We start from the raw sequence: 18699 nt of genomic DNA, 5'->3' as shown, positions 1-18699 counted from the left end.
AAATATACCGCTATTAAAAATTGACTCAGCGCATCTTCGCTAAGGCACTGCTGATGTTTTAACCAGTCACGCCAGAATAAATGTGATACGTTGCACAATTGGCTATTTCCTTAGCCTTCAATAAGTCATTTTCCCTAATCTTTGCATGCTATGTGCATAACCGGAACAAACTTATAATTAACCGGATGTGGGTGAGGTCGTTATGAATCGATTTGTTATTGCTGATGCTAAGAACTGCATCGGTTGCCGTGCCTGTGAAGTTGCCTGTGTGATGGCTCACAACCATGGTGAACATGTGCTGACTCCCGCACAATTCCAGCCAAGGATCCATGTGCTCAAAATTGAGCATAAACACACCGCCGTATTATGCCGCCATTGTGAAGATGCGCCTTGCGCTAACGTGTGCCCCAATCACGCCATTGAGAAACGTGATGACAGCATTCAGGTCATTCAGGAAAAATGCATTGGCTGCAAAACCTGCGTCGTCGCATGTCCTTTCGGCGCAATGGAAGTGATTACACACCCTGCGCCTAGCGAAACCCAACCCGATGGCGTATTCGCTAACGCACATAAATGTGATTTATGCGCCGGTGTTGCAGATGAACCCTCTTGCGTCGCCAGTTGCCCAAGCAATGCACTAAAACTGATTGATGATCACGTGCTCAACAATCTTCGTCATCAGCGCCAACTGCGCGCCATGATGAATGACGATTCAGGTTTACTCTTCGACGGTAGCGCCAGTAAAACGATTCAGTCTGCGGCCCCGATTGTCATGCCCGCCACCGGCGCTAAAACGAAAGGAAAAGCCAGTAAAGTTCCACAGATGCTGAATACGCCAGCGCGTCACGATCCGGTGAAAAAACCGATTGCGATCCGTAAGGCGCAATTCGTAGAAATTTATCCGACGTTTACTCAAGAAGAAGCCAGTGGCCAAGCAAGCCGCTGCCTCTCATGCGGCAGCCACAGCGTTTGCGAATGGACCTGCCCTTTGCATAATCGCATTCCACACTGGGTAAAATTGGTGAAAGAAGGCAGGATTTTGGAAGCCGTGGAGCTTTCTCATCAGACCAACTGCCTCCCAGAAGTGACCGGCCGTGTATGTCCACAAGATCGCCTTTGTGAAGGATCTTGCACGTTAGGCAACGAGTTTGGCGCCGTCACGGTGGGTAACATCGAACGCTTTATTTCAGACAAAGCATTTGAAATGGGCTGGACGCCAGACCTTTCATACGTTAAGCCCGTCGATAAACGCGTTGCCATTATCGGCGCTGGCCCTGCTGGATTAGGGTGTGCTGATATTCTTGCCCGTAACGGTATCAAGGCGGTGGTATTCGACCGTCATCCTGAAATCGGTGGCCTGCTCACTTTTGGTATTCCGTCTTTCAAACTGGATAAATCTATTCTCGCGCATCGCCGTGAGATCTTTAGCGCCATGGGTATTGAGTTCCGCTTGAACACGGAAATTGGCCGCGATATTACGCTAACCGAACTATTAGACGAGTATGATGCCGTGTTTGTTGGCACGGGCACCTACCAATCAATGAAAGCGGGTCTTGAAAATGAAGACGCAGACGGCGTTCACGACGCCCTGCCTTTCTTGATTGCCAATACTAAACAGGTCATGGGATTACCCGAGCTCCCAGACGAACCTTACATCAGTATGGCAAACAAACGTGTTGTGGTGCTTGGCGGCGGAGATACCGCGATGGACTGCGTGCGGACATCCATTCGTCACGGGGCTGAAACGGTAACTTGCGCTTACCGTCGCGATGAAGCCAACATGCCAGGCTCCAAGAAAGAAGTAAAAAATGCGCGTGAGGAAGGCGTCGAGTTCGAATTTAACGTGCAGCCACTGAGCATTGAAATTGATGATGAAGGTAAAGTCACGGGTATTCGGATGCTGAGAACCGTCATGGGCGAACCTGATGCAGCCGGTCGCCGTCGCCCTAAACCCGTTCCAGGATCTGAGTTTGTGATGCCTGCCGACGCCGTGGTTATCGCTTTCGGCTTTAACCCACACAAGATGCCGTGGCTTGAGTCTGAAAATGTGAAACTAGACAAATGGGGACGCATTGTCGCCAGCGTTGAAACCGCGGTTCCATATCAAACCAGCAATAAAAAAATATTTGCAGGCGGTGATGCGGTGCGTGGCGCTGACCTAGTTGTAACAGCAATTGCTGAGGGGCGTCATGCTGCAGACGGCATAATGCAGTACCTACATGTCCCTGTGCAGCGTCCAACAATAACCCCAGAGAATGCAGCATAAATACACATTGAGATAATTAATACAAGCAGACTTCGGTCTGCTTTTTTATTGCCAAAATGAAAAATAAAGTGTGACAGCAAATGCAAAAATAGAAATAAGATATTTGCAACTGAAGATAAAGCACCATTGAATTAATTAAAAATTAACAATCAATTAATTGAACTAAAATATTCATAAAATCAATAAAGATTACAGCAGACATTTTTAATCTTACTTTCAGTATACTTATTACAAATTACATTTACAGATAAATGGAACTTAATCGTTAGCATCTAATGGCTGTAACGATTAATTACAACCTATGGATTACGTGTTTTTTATTCACACTAAAAATAATTAGGAATTTATCATGAAAAGAAAAGTATTGGCGATGGTTATCCCAGCTCTGTTAGCGGCTGGCGCAGCTCACTCAGCAGAAGTTTATAATAAAGACGGCAACAAGCTGGATGTGTATGGCAAGGTTGATGGCCTGCACTATTTCTCTGACGACTCAAGCAAAGATGGCGACCAGTCATACGTGCGTGTTGGCTTTAAAGGTGAAACTCAGATTACAGACCAACTGATCGGTTACGGTCAGTGGGAATATAACGTTCAGGTGAATAACACCGAAGGCAACGGCAGCGACGGCAACTTTACCCGTCTGGGCTTTGCTGGCCTGAAATTTGGTGACTACGGCTCATTCGACTACGGTCGTAACTACGGCGTTCTGTACGACGTGGAAGGCTGGACCGACATGCTGCCAGAGTTCGGGGGCGACTCTTATACTCAGGCTGATAACTTCATGACAGGCCGTACTAACGGTGTTGCAACCTACCGTAACAATGGCTTCTTCGGTCTGGTTGATGGGTTGAACGTGGCCCTTCAGTATCAAGGTAAAAACGACGGTACGAACAACGACAACGAAAAACTGAGCAACAACTCACGCGATGTTCAACACCAGAATGGCGATGGCTACGGTTTATCGACCACTTATGACTTCGGCATGGGCATTAGTGCTGGTGCTAGCTATGCATCATCTGATCGTACCGATCAGCAAAGTAATCTGTCTACCGCTCGCGGTGACAAAGCTGATGCATGGACTGTGGGTCTGAAATATGATGCTAATAACGTCTATTTGGCCACCATGTTCGCTGAAACCAACAACATGACCCCATACGGTGATGGCGACAGCAATCAAATTGCCAATAAAACCCAAGATTTTGAAGTAACAGCGCAATATCAGTTCGATTTCGGTCTGCGTCCAGAAGTCTCTTATCTGCAATCTAAAGGCAAAGACCTCTATAGTGCCAATGCTCAAACATCTGCAAACAGCATCGGTGACAAAGATCTGGTTAAATACGTTTCTGTGGGTACGACCTATTATTTCAACAAAAACATGTCTACCTATGTTGATTATAAAATTAACCTGTTAGACAACGATGACAACTTCTACAAAGACAACGGTATCTCTACCGACGACGTTGTAGCTGTTGGTCTGGTTTATCAGTTCTAATTCCGTTTGTTCGCTTTGAGAAACCACCTTCGGGTGGTTTTTTTGTTTCAACAGAGTTATTCACTCTCTCATCAATTAGACCTAAACGTTAAATCCAAACATCGACAGTAACGAAATAACAAATATAAATCCTATATTCATAATTGATACCAATCCATACACAAGTCTACACTTATTGGCTATTATTCATCAGAAGCCAGCGCGATAATATGTCTATCAAATAAGGATGTTATAAACAGTGCAATGGATCTCTTGCTACGAACGTTTATGTTCGCCTTCATTTGAACTAAGGTATTATATGAAAAAGCTCATTCTCTCCACATTCATCATCGCCGCTACGGCTGGCTCCGCGTTTGCCGCTGATTTGCAAATACCATGGGCTGACAACAGCGGTGGAACCGAAAGTATTCACGTTGCCGCTCAAGGCCAAGACTTGAACTATCAACATCAGCAAGTCACGAAAACAATGGAAGGTACTTGGGCCGACAACAGCGGTAGCATTTCTCAAGATGAACAATCACTTACAAGCAACAAACCTGCTGTAGTCGCTGATCCTCACTTAATGCCACATCAAGGTTAGTGCTATACTTTTTCTTTCTAACCGCAGTAGAAATTACTGCGGTTTTTCTTTATATCATGGCGGGCAATCGCTGCTGCGCTCTTTAATCACTTCACCACTAGAGGCATTTGCCTTTCCGCCTACCTTTGTGCTTAACACATTTTAAAATAAATACATTCCTATGCTGGTGTAGTTTGAATGAATGATTGTGGTATTATATATAAAATGAATCATTCCACACCGAGAGTTTAAAATGTACGAAGATAATGAGATGAAGCTTTATATCATCCTTAATCGCAATCACGAAGTTAGCACATTAATGAATGCGGCCAGTCATCTTAGCGCTGGAATTACCGACTGCGCTAAAGAAATGCTATTTGATGCGTACCCAAATGCCAGTTCTGGATTACAAGCCAATATGAGCCATTACCCTGTCGTGGTGTTACAGGCTAAGAACAGTAGCCAACTCGCTAACGCGGTACAAAAAGCCCAAGAGGCAGAAATAACGTATAACTTCTTTACGGACACGATGTTATCTCACTCCGCAGAGCAACAGATCGCTGATACGTTAAATACGGAAATAGATAAGCTTGATTTTATTGCTATTGCCTTATTTGGTGACACGGAAAAACTGAAACCTATCACTAAAAAATTCTCAGTTTATAAATAGCCACATTAAATTAACCACGACAAAAAAGCATGTCTGAGACATGCTTTTTATTTTATCCTCACATGGATTGCGTAATATTTTTATTTTTTAATCATCGCCTGAACTTCCACTTCCACATCTAAGCCCATCACCAGTTCACAGCTTATTGCCGAACGAGCAGGATAACCTTGTTTAAAATAAGTAGCATATACCTGATTAAATTCTGCAAAGTGTTTCATATCGGATAACCAAACGGTTACTTTTACAATAGAGTCCATATCAGAACCACACTCTTTGAGCGTTTTAGCGATACTCTGCATAATATTTTCTGACTGTTCCGTTATGCTGCCATAAAGCGGCTTGCCGTCTGGAGACATTGAAACCTGCCCCGACAGAAACAAGAAGTCGCCTGCGCGTACCGCTTTGGCAAATGGAAACGGCAAATCACTGGCAAAACGCTGTAGGTTGGAAGACATAGATGCCCCTCAAAAGTGAAAAACTAGACAGAAATAATCCCATGAAGATAGAGCACCGCTTGACCGCTAATAATGACGCGCTCTTCTCCCTCTACATTCGTATAAAGCCGACAACCTAACTGCCCTTTTCTGCTGCCGCCCTGTTGAGCGCTAAGATCGCTACGCCGAAGTTTTTCAGCCCAAATCGGCGCTAAGCAGGTATGCGCCGACCCTGTAACAGGATCCTCGTTAACACCGACGTTTGGACCAAACCAGCGCGAAACGAAATCACAGTCGTGCCCCGCTGCGGTTACCACCACGCCTCGCACTTGGTATTGCGCAAGCAGCGAAAAGTCTGGCCGTAAGGCCTCCACTATTTCTGGAGAATCCACCAGCACGATATAGTCATCGGCCTTATAGACTTGGCGAATAGGCGTATTTAAGCTCAGCGCCTGCGCTAAACCTTCAGGAACATCAATGAGCTCCGGTTTTTTTGCGGGAAAATCCATCGCCAAAAACTCACCGTCACGAGAAACACTCAGCACGCCGCTGCGCGTAGCGAATCTCAACGTATCCTGTGTGGCACCACGTTGATTAAACAATACCCACGCCGTCGCCAGCGTCGCATGCCCACAGAGATCGACTTCCACGAGTGGCGTAAACCAGCGCAGTTCAATAATGTCGCTCTTTTGCACAAAGAATGCGGTTTCTGACAAATTGTTTTCTGCCGCAATTTTCTGAAGCACTTCATCCTCAACCCATTGTTCTAATGGGCACACCGCGGCTGGATTCCCGCCAAAAATTTGAGAGGTAAAGGCATCAACCTGAAAAATTTCAATTTGCATGATATTGCCCCAAGGATCGTTATACTTAGACACGAGTTTGGCTTTGACGGATTTCTTCAAGGTAGTTGTAAATGGTATAGCGCGTGACGCCGAGTGCCTTTGCCGCTTTCTCAACCCCGCCTTTTACGATGAATATTCCCCGCTCCTGCATCTGGCGCACCGCTTGTAGTTTGGCCTTTTTATTCATCACGCCGTTTTTAACGTCGGTGCATTGCATTGCATCTTGAATGATTTCTGCCATCAGAATTTCCATATCCGGTGGCTCAGATACCGGATGTTCAGTCGTCTGAATACCGCTTGCCAATAACTGCGCCAGACAGGCTTGTGCCGCTTCAATGCCGCTGATATCCGCATTCACACACAGGCTGGCAAACGGATGCCCCTGAGCATCCCGGTAAACGACCGTTGCACTGCGTAGTTTTTTACCCGACGGAGTCAATGTTTCATATCCCCCGACCACTGAAGGTTCGCCGCAGGACTCGCTTTTTATCTCCTGCATCACTGCACTGAAGCCGCGATCGTTTTGTGGACCCGATAGCACAGAACTCCCCATACGGCGCCCGGAAACGTGTCCGTTAACAATATCAATCACCGAGTTTTCTGGATGGGTGAGATCGTGGAGAACCACTTCAGTATTGCGACCAACGACGCAGCCAAGCATTTGCAAAGCACTACGCAACACCTTCAGCACCAGCCTGCGTTCGGCAATGATGGCAGGATCGGTGGTATCTGAAAGACAGGGTTCATTCAACATCGTTTTCATGCGGATTCAGGACTCTAGAAATGACAGATTTAGCGAGTATCACTTGACACGACAATATCAACATAAAGTTGTGATTTCAACTTTATGTTGAATTTTTCCGAATTTACTCCGTGGCATGAAACTGAAACATTAAGAACAAACGATGAGTTGGTCAGCGATAAATACACGCTCGATTTATAACACCATACAGAACACCAGAAGCGGTAAACTGGCTACCAGAGCAGCCAACACGCCCAGAACCGTTATCACGCCTCCTCCTTTCTGCGTCTTTGCAAGATATATCGAGCTGAGGGCTGATATCAGAGCCGCTACCAACAAGAATATACCAACAGCAAGGAACATCTCTGAATTAGCAGAGCATTGCTGACCACATCCGCTTCCACTAACGCCCGCGCCAATAGCCAAAACACCCAAGAAACTGATAAATAACCCCAACGCATCAAATACTACAGCTACTACCAACCAAAATGTTGAATTCTTTGTCATCGATATAAGTTCTTAAGTCTAATGTATAAATTGAAATTTATTTATCTTGGAGAGGGAAATTACTTTCCATTATTTTCAGTTAGTTTTTACCTATATATTATTACTATCCTCTGCTGAAATAGTTTAAAAGCGGAGAGCAAACTGCCTGAATAGCCAAAGAAGCGGTGTGCAAGCTACCAGCGTTATCAGAATACCCAAAATTATCATTACGACTCTTCCTTTCTGCATCGCAAGATGTACTGAGTAAACGGCTGAGAGGAAGGCTATAACTAAAAATAATACACCCGCAGCCATAGGGATATCGCCGCATTGCACGCAACCTCCGATACCCGCCCCTAGAGCAACGACGCCGCTAAATAATCCCATCGCATTAAACACTACAGCTACAGTCAACCAAATTTTTACCATCGATATAAGTCCCTACATCCAATATATAAAGTTAAGCCTATTTCCCTTCGTCAAAAAATCACGTTTCATTATTTTTTAGTTCAGCTTTTATCTATCTACCATTCAGGATTTCTATAAATATCTATTCAATAGTCATTGCAATTGATTACGATTACTCCCAACAGAATATCACTGCTATCAGCCCAGCCAGAACACCCAAAATCGTTATTATGATTCTGCCTGACTGCATCCTTGCAAGATATATCGAGTAAATGGCGGAGAGCAATGCTAACGCAAAAAATAATGCACTGGTAGTAAAGAGTATCACTACATCATTGGAGCATTGCAGGTCACATCCACGACCAAAGACACGTGCCCCATCAGCTAATACACCAAAGAAACGACTAAAAAATCCGATAGCATCGAACGCTACAGCCATTGCCAACCAAAATTTTGCATTTTTCATAGTTAAGATTAATACCTACGTGAAATGTATAAATTGAATCCCTTGCATTTAATACATATTAGATTCTGATTCGTACGAGTGTTACATCGGTGAAATTTCCCACTAAAATCCATCACGGTCTAATACAATTCGTGAGCCATGATGTATTTGCAGCACGAACCTCAGTCGTTATAGTAAATCAGTCAATTTTTAGGTCAACAACATATAACCTTTTAAGGTGCTAATTATTTTTTTGTATTAACTTCACCCCTTACAATATTAATCAACTAAAAAAATGAATAACGCCATCGTTAACAATAAAAACAAATGATATTAAAGTGATAAATACACCATCGGAATATATATATACATATAACTCGCGACTAACATCCCATGCTATAATTTTATATACAGTTACGTTTGTTAGAAAGTCCGAGATACACCACGGGCAAGCAGTTCTAGAAGTTGAGAAATGTTACCCCCAGAGACGCGATCCATAGGCAGAAGTCATGCTATCCGCTTTCTGCTATCGGTGCTTTATGGAATAAAGCCGCAAAACCCACTGGAATTCGTCGCCGTAATCCGTACCATACACGCCACGCAGCAACGCGGATCCCTTCGGCTATGTGCCATGAGCTGGTAAAATGCCAGATGACCCGCTTACGCATGAAACGACTATTGCCTGTAGGGCATTTCCCCCTGCGAGCCCCATAACACCGGATACATATTCAATGTCAGAAGATCAGACCATAAGCAAGAAAGAGCAATACAATCTGAACAAGTTGCAAAAGCGCCTGCGCCGCAACGTCGGTGAAGCCATTGTCGATTACAACATGATCGAAGAAGGCGACCGCATTATGGTTTGCCTGTCCGGCGGCAAAGATAGCTACACCATGCTGGAAATTCTGCGTAACCTACAGCAAAGCGCACCTATCAACTTCAGTTTAGTGGCGGTTAATCTCGATCAAAAACAGCCAGGATTCCCAGAAGATATTCTACCTGCCTATTTAGACAGCATCGGTGTGGAATACAAAATCGTAGAAGAAAACACCTACGGGATTGTAAAAGAGAAAATTCCAGAAGGTAAAACCACCTGCTCCCTGTGCTCGCGCCTGCGTCGCGGAATTTTATACCGCACGGCAACTGAGCTGGGCGCAACCAAGATTGCATTAGGTCATCACCGTGACGATATGCTGCAGACGCTGTTCTTAAACATGTTCTACGGCGGCAAACTGAAAGGCATGCCACCAAAGCTGATGAGCGACGATGGCAAACATATTGTCATTCGCCCTCTGGCCTATTGCCGTGAAAAAGACATTGAGCGTTTTGCCGAAGCACGCGCGTTCCCGATTATTCCGTGCAATCTGTGCGGATCACAACCAAACCTACAGCGTCAGGTGATTAAAGATATGCTGCGTGATTGGGATCGCCGTCACCCTGGTCGTATCGAAACCATGTTTAGCGCAATGCAAAATGTGGTGCCTTCTCACTTAGCTGATACCAACCTGTTCGACTTCAAAGGGATCCAGCACGGGAGTGAAGTGATTGACGGCGGTGATTTGGCCTTTGATCGTGAAGAGCTTCCGTTAGTCCCTGTGGGATTAACCGATGATGAAGACGCGCCTAACTTCGACAATGCGATTCGTCTGGACGTGGTTGAAGTAAAATAACTCGCCAGAGCCTTAGATTAACGCCGCGCTCAGCGGCGTTTTTTCAACCGGTGTATCAACACTCAATATGAAACAGTCGTCCAATGGCCTTCCTTCCATTCGACGTCATATTGACCTTACGAAACCCCGCAACTTTTTGTACCCAATGCTTGTGTTCGCACAGCGCAAAAAATTGTGCCCCTGCTTCACCTCCGAGATGAAACCGCCTTTCGCTCCAATCAAGGCAGCCACAGCAAATCTTTCGCTTGGTTTTATGTTCTAGATCGATGCCCAACATACTGAATTGTCGAAATCCTTCGTCAGTTAAAAATGTACCATCAGCCCCAAACCATCCGGCATGATTCATTGCATCATATATTTTCACCGCAATTTCACCCGCAAGATGATCGTAGCAGGTCCGAAGCATACGCAATTCAACCGGCGTTCTCGTTGCCGGTGTCGGATGGAGTTGCCATGAAATCCCCATCATCATCTCAATCAGCTCGGCAGTTTCCTTCCCCGCCAAACGGTAATAGCGATGCCGTCCCTGCGATAAACAGATAATCAACTTATTCGTTAAGAGTCGGTTAAGGTGCGCGCTGGCCGTAGAAGACGCGACGTCTGTAACAGCGGCCAGTTCAGTTGCCGTCCACGCCCGACCGTCCATCAACGCACAAAGTATTTTTACGCGAGACGGATCTGACATGGCAGCAGCCACGCCAGACATGGCGTCTTCAAGCACATCAGCTTGTGTCAACTGCTCGGCATTTATCGTGTTGTGCATAGCTTTAGACCTTCACAGCCCATTTTTCAGTGGCTTGCTGAGCGATTATGTCATTATCCGTAATGAGAATAAGCTGGTTAGCATGATCGCTATATTGAGTTAAAATATTAACACCTTTCTCAGATAGCGCTGCCGCAATTGCCCCTAGCTCCCCTAAACGCTCCTGCCTTAGCACTCTGATCAGCGGGCGGCAAACGCTGTTGACTCGAAACCCTTCACTCTCAAGAACCATTTTAGCCTTAAAGCCATCGGCGACCAGAAAGTGAGCGTGGCTTTCACCGCCTAACGCAAAGACGCCGCCACCTTCGAGTCCGATACCGTTAAGTGCCAAAACTTTCCCTAACCAAGCCAGCTCTCCAGGAGAGTTTTTCAAGATAATATGCACATCATACATGTTCATTCCCCTCTATTTTCTGATGAGTAATCTCTGAGCACACGGGCCACTCTGATTCGGTAATACGAGAAAATAGAGGCGCGCCCCTCAGCTTGGGCTTGTTGATGAAAGACATTCTTCTTCCATGCCAAAACCGACTCCTCGTCACGCCACCAAGACAGAGACAAGATCTTTCCTGTCTCTGACAGGCTCTGGAATCGTTCTATCGCAATAAAACCGTCGATCTGCTCGAGTAATGGTTTCAATTCGCTTGCAATGTCTAAATAACGGGCCTGCTTATCTAGGTGCGAATTTGCCTCAAAGATTACTGCTATCATCATTTCCCCTCCGGTCGGTTGATAAGCATTAATCTAGTGATTTCGTTCGAGAACGCTTCGTTGAAAAACGAAATATCCAAAGTGCACAAATGAAGGTGACGATGCAGAGGCTAGAGGGATGAAGGATTCGATAGGTATAGCGCTAGGTTTTAGGCAAAAAAAAATGCCGACTAAAGTCGGCATGTTACGAATTAAATGTGCTATGCAATAATTCAAAAATTAGGAAGTAAGACAATATGGAGCGCAACGCCCATCGCTTGGCGTTGCATTCACCTGCGAAATGAAGTTTGCCCTACCTCTAAAGGATAAATGTTGATGTGGCTCAATATCGCGGGCTGTTTTACCCTTTCATGCCGATTTATTTGATTTACCACAAAATTTTACAGCATAACTCACTATAACCATTTACTGCGTTTTAACCAGACCACAACGCAAACGCACAATAAAACTAGCAAAAAGCAAAATGTCGCGAAGGCAATGGGTGAGGTGTTCCCCGGTATGCCTCCAAGGTTAACGCCAAACAAACCGGTTAAAAACGTCGTCGGCAAGAACAGCATGGCGAGTAGCGACATCGTGTAAGTGCGACGGTTCATCGCGTCCGCCATCAAATTTGAGATTTCGTCAGCCAGAATAGCGGTACGTGCGATGCTGCCGTCTAAATCATCTAATCCTCGACCTAAGCGATCGGAAATATCCTGCATACGGCGACGATCGTCATCGGTCATCCACGGCAAACGTTCGCTGGCTAGACGTGCAAACACATCACGCTGCGGCGCCATGTAGCGGCGTAGAACAATCAACTGCTTACGGATAAGCGCGAGCTGCCCTCTTTCCGGCGTTTGCTGATCCAGGAGGTTATCTTCTAAATCAATAATTTTGTCATGCAGATCTTCAATAAATTCGCTGGCATGATCGGTCAGCGCATCGGCCACCTGTACCAACAAATCGCCGCTGCTTACAGGGCCAGTCCCGTTTTGCAGATCGGTCAGCACTTCATCGATGGCGTAAACCTTGCGATGGCGAGTCGATACCACCAGCTTATCCGTCATGTACAAACGAATAACCACCAGCTGATCTGGGCGGGAATCATTATTGAAGTTTATGCTGCGAAGCGTAATCATCGTGCCGTCACCCAGACGCGTGACTCGCGGGCGCATGCTTTCACCGCCCAAGCATTCACGCACTGAATCAGGCAGCAAAGAGGTACTATTCAGCCAGTTCTGACTCTCTTCACGCGCGTAATCCAAATGCAGCCAACAGGGATGTTCACTCGATGCCTGAGTCAGATCCGTCACCGGAACGCTGCCTCCCTTACCGTCGAGTTGTAAAGCGTAAACCGCATCCTGAATCTTTAATTGTTCGCCTGAAATGACATTAACGTCCGTCACAGCATCCCCTTTTTGTAGCCAAAACACTGTTGCTAATATTAGCCTTAACGTCTTGAAATTTAAACTTTCGTTTAATTTATCATACTTACCAATCCGTAAACTAATACGCCCCGCAGTTTGCACTGAAGGGCGTATTAGATATGGATTCTGGCGTTAAGCGGTTTCAATCACCGCCGTAGTCAGTCTAGACGTGCAGCATAAACGGTTTTGCTCATCAAAAATCTCGGTCTGCCATACCTGATGGCGGCGGCCAATATGTATTGCCTTACAGACACCGCGCACTCGCCCCTCACGCACGGAGCGTATGTGATTGGCGTTGATTTCCAGCCCAACCACCTGTTGTTTACCTTCGGAGCATAAATATCCCGCCAGCGAGCCTAGCGTTTCAGCCAATACCACCGAAGCACCGCCGTGCAGCAGCCCAAAAGGCTGAGTCGTTCGATGATCGACCGGCATCGTGCCTTCCAGCTCATCGTCGCCCATTCGGGTAATCTGAATGTCTAAGTGCCCGACCATACAATCATGGCCAATCTGATTAAGCTGCTCCAGCGTTGCCGCACGTTTCCAAATCATCGAACAATCTCCAAAAGTGCCTGTAATGGATGACGTAACCCGTTACCTTCAATACGTTTGACCTGACTACGGCAAGAATATCCGGGAGCGAGGCAGCGTTGGCGAGGTAAACGTTGCAGCGCCTGATGCCAAGACAGCTCATAAATGCCAAGCGAGTTAGCCAGATTTTTGCTCTCGTGACCATAGGTTCCAGCCATTCCGCAGCATCCAACGCTGACATTTTCTAGCGTTGCGCCATAGCGAGCAAAGATCTTCTGCCATTGCTGAGTGCTGGCTGGAAGCGCCGTAGTTTCGGTGCAATGGCCGAAAAGATACCATGCCTCACCGGTTTGCGGCGGTAATGTTTCTGGCTCTGGTAAAGCTTTCTGCAGCCACTCATGTACCAGTTGAACGCTAAAATCACCGCGCTGCTGACCTAAAATCTCGCGATATTCATCCCGATAGCAAAGTACTAGCGCGGGATCAACGCCCACCATCGGCATCCCCAGCCGCGCAATTCGATTCAGGAAATCAGCCGTCTTCTGCGCGGTTTTAGCAAAGCGAGTCAGGAAGCCTTTAATGTGCTGCGCCTTGCCGTTCGGCGAGAACGGCAGTAAAACCGGCTGGAAGCCCAACCGTTCGACCAGCCGCACAAAATCAGCCACTACCTGCGCATCATAGTAGGTAGTAAACGGATCTTGTACGATCAGCACGTGCCGCTGGCGATCTGACTCACCTAACTTTTCCAACTGTTCTAATGTGGTTTGGTAAGCGATGTGCCCAGCCAACGACTGTTTGAGCGTTGGCGTAGATAGCAGTGGCAAATCCACCATACCAATACGCTTTTCACTCATCTTACGCAGCCACGGCTGGCTAAAGAAGAAGTTAAACACCTTCGGCGCTTTAGCCATGAGCGGCGTATAACTTTCCACGCCCGCGACCAGATAATCTCGCACCGGACGCAGATAGCGAGTGTGATACAACTGAAGAAAACGCGAACGGAAACCCGGCACGTCAATTTTTATCGGGCACTGTGTCGAGCATGCTTTGCAGGCCAAACAGCCCGACATCGCCTCTTTCACCTCATGGGAGAAATCGTACTCACCCTTTTTCGCATGCCACGTATTACGCGTTTTTTCGATCATCGCACGCACGGTAGACTGCTCACCCAACGTTTGTTCCAGCGTTAGCGGGTCTACGCCCTGCTCCGAAAGCAAACGCAGCCATTCACGTACCAACGTTGCTCGTCCTTTTGGTGAATGGATACGGTCGCCGGTGATTTTCATCGAAGGACACATCGGACTGCGAACATCAAAGTTAAAGCACAGGCCGTTACCGTTACACTCCATCGCGCCGCGAAATTCACTGCGTACCTCAAGCGGAATGCGGCGGTCGAAGGTGCCTCGTTTGGCAGCATCGACCTGCATCATCGGTTCATCGCATCCCAAAGGAGGACAAATTTTGCCCGGATTTAATCGGTTGTCTGGATCGAACGCCGCTTTGACGCGACGCAGTTCAGTAAATAACGCCTCACCAAAAAATGCCGGGCTGTACTGGGCACGAAAACCTTTGCCATGTTCGCCCCACAAAAGCCCGCCGTATTTGGCCGTCAGTTCTACAACTTTATCCGATAACGTTTTCATCAGCATTTCCTGCTGAGGATCGCACATATCTAAAGCAGGACGTACGTGTAGCACGCCAGCATCTACGTGCCCAAACATGCCATAGGTCAGTTGATGGCTATCGAGTAAAGCGCGGAATTCGGCAATATAGTCGGCCAGATGCTGTGGCGGCACGCAGGTGTCTTCGACAAAAGGAATGGGCTTCGCTTGTCCTTTGGCATTCCCCAGCAGCCCCACGGCTTTTTTGCGCATCGCATAGATTCGCTCAATGCCAGCGAGTTCTTCGCAAACCTGATATCCAATGACGCCGGCCTGCTGCGTGGCCATTAGCTCATCCATGCGCTGACACAGCGCCGCAACACGCCCGTCAATCAACGCGGCATCATCCCCAGCAAACTCAACGATATTTAAGCCAAGCATCTCTTTATCAGGGACATCAAGAATCAGTTCGCTAACCGAGTGCCAAACGATATCTTCACGAGCCAGATTCAACACCCGAGAATCGACGGTTTCAACCGACAGCGCTTTAGCTTCAACCATATAAGGTGCGTTACGTAGCGCGGAATCAAAGGAGTCATATTTGATGTTGACCAAGCGCCGCACCTTCGGGATCGGCGTGATATCCAACTTGGCTTCGGTAACAAAGGTCAACGTTCCTTCCGAACCAGTAACAATGCGAGTCAGATCGAAAGTCTGTAAATCGTCGCTGAATACGTGACGCAGGTCGTAACCGGTCAAGAAACGGTTTAGGACGGGAAACTTTTCAATAATCAACGCACGATTATCACGACAGGAATCCAGCACCGCACGGTAGATACTGCCGCTCTTAGTGCCAGTCTGCGCCAGCTTTTCCGCTAACTCGACGGGGATAGGCGCGGTATCGAGCAATTCGCCACCTAATAGAACCGTGCGCAAGGCCAAAACGTGATCGGATGTTTTGCCGTAAACCAGTGACCCCTGCCCTGAGGCATCGGTATTGATCATGCCGCCCAGCGTAGCGCGGTTGCTGGTGGAGAGCTCAGGTGCAAAGAAGTAACCATAGGGTTTTAAATATTGATTCAGCTGATCTTTAATCACCCCAGCTTCCACTCTTACCCAACCTTCCTGCGGATTGATCTCCAAAATGCGATTCATGTAACGAGACATATCCACCACAATACCGCGATTGAGCGACTGCCCGTTGGTGCCCGTTCCGCCACCGCGCGGAGTAAAGACCAGCGTGCGGTAGCGCTCTTCGCAGGCCAATCTCGCGATAAGCGCAACATCCGGCGTAGAACGAGGAAAAAGTACCGCATCAGGTAAAAGCTGGTAAATACTATTGTCCGTCGCCATTGTCAGACGCGCGGCATAACTCGTATCAGTATCGCCGGTAAAACCGCCGTCCTTCAGTGACTGCAAGAAATCCAGCACCAGTTGAACGAGTCCTGGTGCCTGTGAAATTTGTGGGATCATCCGTCTCGACCCTGTCATGGATGCTTATCAAATAAGAGTTATCAAAGCGTGCTCACATTCAAACCATCTGCGCCTGTACGCAGTTCCTGAACCTGAAAGGCAGATTCATCCTTTTTTATTATTTATACGCATTTTTGCCTCAGACAAAAAATACGAGCCTTAAGAAGCTATCACAAAAAATGCGTGGATGCCGATGGTGACCTAAACAAAATTTACCTTTTACTAACAAAGCGATTGCAAGCATGCAAACGATTTCGCTCCCTATGCGCACTATTCTCCGAGCTTTATGTTGATGGAAAAAGCAAACCGACAAAAAAAACCGCTCACGGCGATGTCTTAATGTTTCGTTAAGATTCGAAATAGATACTGCAACTCTGGTTATCGCTATTGAGTGAGTTCACTGATGTATTTCCCTAAAACGTCCATCGAATTTGTTGCACAGTTATTTACTGCTGCTACGGTGATCGCCTTTATCGCTCATTATTTCACCACCCTCTAAGTTATCTTTTCTGCTCTGCCCCCACTGTCGATCGTATCCCAGTGGGTTTTTCTGTTAATTAATTGAATATCCACGCTCAAATAACATCCAACTGCTATGCTTGCATACATCGAGGCGCTAGGGTTTTTGTCGATGATAGTTCATCATAGGCATAGGGAACTCAATGTTCTATTTTAGGATGGATTTCAAATGTATAATTCGCAGTACAAATACGACTTACCCCGCATTATGTTTGGGGTTTTGTTTGTATCCCTCATGATAGTTGCCTGCCTTTGGGTAGTGAGACCATTTATTCTTGGATTCGCTTGGGCAAGCATGATTGTTATTGCCACTTGGCCAGTGCTTATTAAGCTACAGAACATATTTTGGGGTAAGCGCTGGATAGCCGTACTCCTGATGACGATCTTACTTCTTCTGCTTTTTATTATTCCTATCGCTTTAGTGATTGGCAGCCTAATTGATAATAGCGGTCCTGTTTTAGAATGGGCCTCTTCCGCTAAAAACTGGTCAGTTCCAGACCTACTCTGGCTAAAAAGCATTCCTGCGGTCGGGCATAAACTCTATAACAGTTGGCACTCAATGTTAGCGGGTGGCGGCAGTATCATCATTGCCAAAATACAACCCTATATCGGACAAACCATCACGTGGTTTGTCGCACAGGCAGCTCACGTAGGCTCTTTTGTGTTGCATTGTTCGCTGATGCTGTTATTTAGCGCACTTTTATATAGCCGTGGTGAAGACGTCGCCTTAGGCATCCGACATTTTGCAGTCCGTTTAGGCTCTGACCGTGGCGATGCCGCCGTTGTATTGGCCGCTCAGGCTATCCGAGCTGTTGCTCTTGGTGTGGTGGTCACTGCATTAGTACAATCCGTTCTTGGCGGGATTGGCTTGGCTATCAGCGGTATCGGTTATGCCACGCTGCTCACGGTCTTAATGTTCATTTGTTGTCTGGCACAGCTAGGCCCATTGCTGGTGCTAGTCCCTGCTATCATCTGGCTCTACTGGACCGGTGATACAACATGGGGCACCGTATTGCTCGTCTGGAGTTGTGTGGTCGGTACGCTGGACAATTTCCTTCGCCCAGCGCTCATCCGTATGGGCGCAGATCTCCCCATGATCCTCATTTTGTCTGGTGTTATCGGTGGGCTGCTAGCCTTCGGTATGATTGGCCTATTCATTGGTCCAGTGGTTCTTGCCGTCTCGTATCGTCTGGTCTCGGCATGGGTTCACGAAGCCCCTGAGCCAAGCAAAGATGCAGAGCAAGTGGCTAAGGAACTTGATCAATTATAATATATTTTTATATATAAACTATCACGGGGCCAATGGCCCCGTTTTTAATTAATAAGATAATTCGTGTTTTTAAACCATGAATTTAAGAATATCCTCAAGTTGTCCGCTTAATAAATAATAAATAAGTATTTTCCTTTTATATTATTGCCTAATTTTTCAGCCTTTAGGGAATAATCTTAATTCTCGGCGTAAAAGTCATTGTCGTTATCCTGATAATTCGTTATATAATATGACTTCAATGTTATTCAGATGATTCTTAATGACGATGCAAGTCATGATACCTATCATGTTCAGTAACTTAGATTGCTAAGTACCCCTAAAGGAGCCGCTTGTTCAAGCGTCACTTCTTACCGAATTGCTGTGTGTAGTCTTTGCCCATCACCCTATGATGGGCTTTTTTTTTAT

18 protein-coding genes and 1 pseudogene are annotated in these 18699 nt (G+C 46.6%); 7 read left to right on the top strand and 12 right to left on the bottom strand.

The genetic code is table 11. The features are described from left to right. The first annotated feature begins 202 nt into the window (after window positions 1-202). The 4 genes from aegA (at window position 203) to HMPREF3091_RS16895 (ending at window position 4987) form a co-directional block, all read left to right on the top strand. On the top strand, window positions 203-2266 hold the full coding sequence (gene aegA / locus HMPREF3091_RS16910; protein ID WP_070717320.1) for a formate-dependent uric acid utilization protein AegA: 2064 nt from the start codon (window positions 203-205) through the stop codon (window positions 2264-2266). 349 nt (window positions 2267-2615) lie between these two features. Next, a complete protein-coding gene (gene ompC / locus HMPREF3091_RS16905) occupies window positions 2616-3758 on the top strand; it encodes a porin OmpC (RefSeq protein WP_004089826.1) in 1143 nt (380 codons plus the stop codon). A gap of 298 nt (window positions 3759-4056) precedes the next feature. Further along, window positions 4057-4338, top strand: a complete 282-nt coding sequence (locus HMPREF3091_RS16900; RefSeq protein WP_004089828.1) for a hypothetical protein — start codon at window positions 4057-4059, stop codon at window positions 4336-4338. A gap of 232 nt (window positions 4339-4570) precedes the next feature. Next, window positions 4571-4987, top strand: coding sequence for a DUF2000 domain-containing protein (locus HMPREF3091_RS16895; protein ID WP_070717317.1), 417 nt, complete (start codon window positions 4571-4573; stop codon window positions 4985-4987). A gap of 80 nt (window positions 4988-5067) precedes the next feature. On the opposite strand, the gene HMPREF3091_RS16890 is transcribed toward HMPREF3091_RS16895, so the two are convergent. From HMPREF3091_RS16890 to HMPREF3091_RS16865, 6 genes are all read right to left on the bottom strand, one after another. Then, the gene (locus tag HMPREF3091_RS16890; protein ID WP_070717316.1) at window positions 5068-5442 is read right to left on the bottom strand and encodes a RidA family protein; all 375 of its coding nucleotides are present in this window, start codon (window positions 5440-5442) and stop codon (window positions 5068-5070) included. A gap of 23 nt (window positions 5443-5465) precedes the next feature. Next, window positions 5466-6266: a PhzF family phenazine biosynthesis protein gene (locus tag HMPREF3091_RS16885; RefSeq protein ID WP_070717312.1), complete on the bottom strand. Its 801-nt coding sequence runs from the start codon at window positions 6264-6266 to the stop codon at window positions 5466-5468. Window positions 6267-6291: 25 nt separating this feature from the next. Beyond that, window positions 6292-7029 (bottom strand): helix-turn-helix transcriptional regulator, encoded by a 738-nt coding sequence (locus HMPREF3091_RS16880; protein ID WP_070717309.1) that lies wholly within the window; start codon window positions 7027-7029, stop codon window positions 6292-6294. Between the two features lie 174 nt (window positions 7030-7203). After that, the gene (locus HMPREF3091_RS16875) at window positions 7204-7515 is read right to left on the bottom strand and encodes a hypothetical protein (RefSeq protein WP_070717305.1); all 312 of its coding nucleotides are present in this window, start codon (window positions 7513-7515) and stop codon (window positions 7204-7206) included. A gap of 123 nt (window positions 7516-7638) precedes the next feature. After that, window positions 7639-7923 (bottom strand): hypothetical protein, encoded by a 285-nt coding sequence (locus tag HMPREF3091_RS16870; RefSeq protein WP_070717301.1) that lies wholly within the window; start codon window positions 7921-7923, stop codon window positions 7639-7641. A 151-nt stretch (window positions 7924-8074) separates the two neighbouring features. Further along, on the bottom strand, window positions 8075-8368 hold the full coding sequence (locus tag HMPREF3091_RS16865; RefSeq protein ID WP_070717298.1) for a hypothetical protein: 294 nt from the start codon (window positions 8366-8368) through the stop codon (window positions 8075-8077). 459 nt (window positions 8369-8827) lie between these two features. Here HMPREF3091_RS16865 and HMPREF3091_RS22930 point away from each other — a divergent pair. Next, window positions 8828-8947: pseudogene (locus HMPREF3091_RS22930) on the top strand (site-specific integrase); the annotation flags it as partial. Between the two features lie 131 nt (window positions 8948-9078). After that, window positions 9079-10017 carry a tRNA 2-thiocytidine(32) synthetase TtcA gene (gene ttcA / locus HMPREF3091_RS16860; RefSeq protein WP_070717295.1) on the top strand — a complete coding sequence of 313 codons (939 nt, stop codon included), beginning with the start codon at window positions 9079-9081 and terminating at the stop codon, window positions 10015-10017. Window positions 10018-10072: 55 nt separating this feature from the next. Here the strand turns inward: ttcA and HMPREF3091_RS16855 are convergent, their stop codons facing one another. The 6 genes from HMPREF3091_RS16855 to HMPREF3091_RS16830 form a co-directional block, all read right to left on the bottom strand. Beyond that, complete coding sequence (locus HMPREF3091_RS16855) at window positions 10073-10780, bottom strand: ArsR/SmtB family transcription factor (RefSeq protein ID WP_070717292.1); 708 nt, start codon at window positions 10778-10780, stop codon at window positions 10073-10075. Between the two features lie 4 nt (window positions 10781-10784). Next, window positions 10785-11174 carry an amino acid-binding protein gene (locus tag HMPREF3091_RS16850; RefSeq protein WP_070717289.1) on the bottom strand — a complete coding sequence of 130 codons (390 nt, stop codon included), beginning with the start codon at window positions 11172-11174 and terminating at the stop codon, window positions 10785-10787. 2 nt (window positions 11175-11176) lie between these two features. Beyond that, a complete protein-coding gene (locus HMPREF3091_RS16845; RefSeq protein ID WP_070717671.1) occupies window positions 11177-11491 on the bottom strand; it encodes an antibiotic biosynthesis monooxygenase family protein in 315 nt (104 codons plus the stop codon). A 395-nt stretch (window positions 11492-11886) separates the two neighbouring features. Beyond that, complete coding sequence (gene zntB, locus HMPREF3091_RS16840; protein WP_070717287.1) at window positions 11887-12879, bottom strand: zinc transporter ZntB; 993 nt, start codon at window positions 12877-12879, stop codon at window positions 11887-11889. A gap of 153 nt (window positions 12880-13032) precedes the next feature. Then, complete coding sequence (menI, locus tag HMPREF3091_RS16835) at window positions 13033-13452, bottom strand: 1,4-dihydroxy-2-naphthoyl-CoA hydrolase (protein ID WP_004089858.1); 420 nt, start codon at window positions 13450-13452, stop codon at window positions 13033-13035. Continuing rightward, the gene (locus HMPREF3091_RS16830) at window positions 13449-16505 is read right to left on the bottom strand and encodes a D-2-hydroxyglutarate dehydrogenase YdiJ (protein WP_070717285.1); all 3057 of its coding nucleotides are present in this window, start codon (window positions 16503-16505) and stop codon (window positions 13449-13451) included. The genes menI and HMPREF3091_RS16830 overlap by 4 nt, the downstream gene beginning before the upstream one ends. A gap of 688 nt (window positions 16506-17193) precedes the next feature. On the opposite strand from HMPREF3091_RS16830, the gene ydiK reads away from it, so the two are divergent. Then, the gene (gene ydiK / locus HMPREF3091_RS16825; RefSeq protein WP_004089866.1) at window positions 17194-18294 is read left to right on the top strand and encodes an AI-2E family transporter YdiK; all 1101 of its coding nucleotides are present in this window, start codon (window positions 17194-17196) and stop codon (window positions 18292-18294) included. Window positions 18295-18699: the final 405 nt, after the last annotated feature.

It is taken from the genome of Hafnia sp. HMSC23F03 (genome assembly GCF_001816025.1).
Taxonomy (GTDB): Bacteria; Pseudomonadota; Gammaproteobacteria; order Enterobacterales; family Enterobacteriaceae; genus Hafnia; species Hafnia paralvei.
Note: the sequence above shows the minus strand (reverse complement) of the source record. Positions and strands in the feature narration are given on the sequence as shown.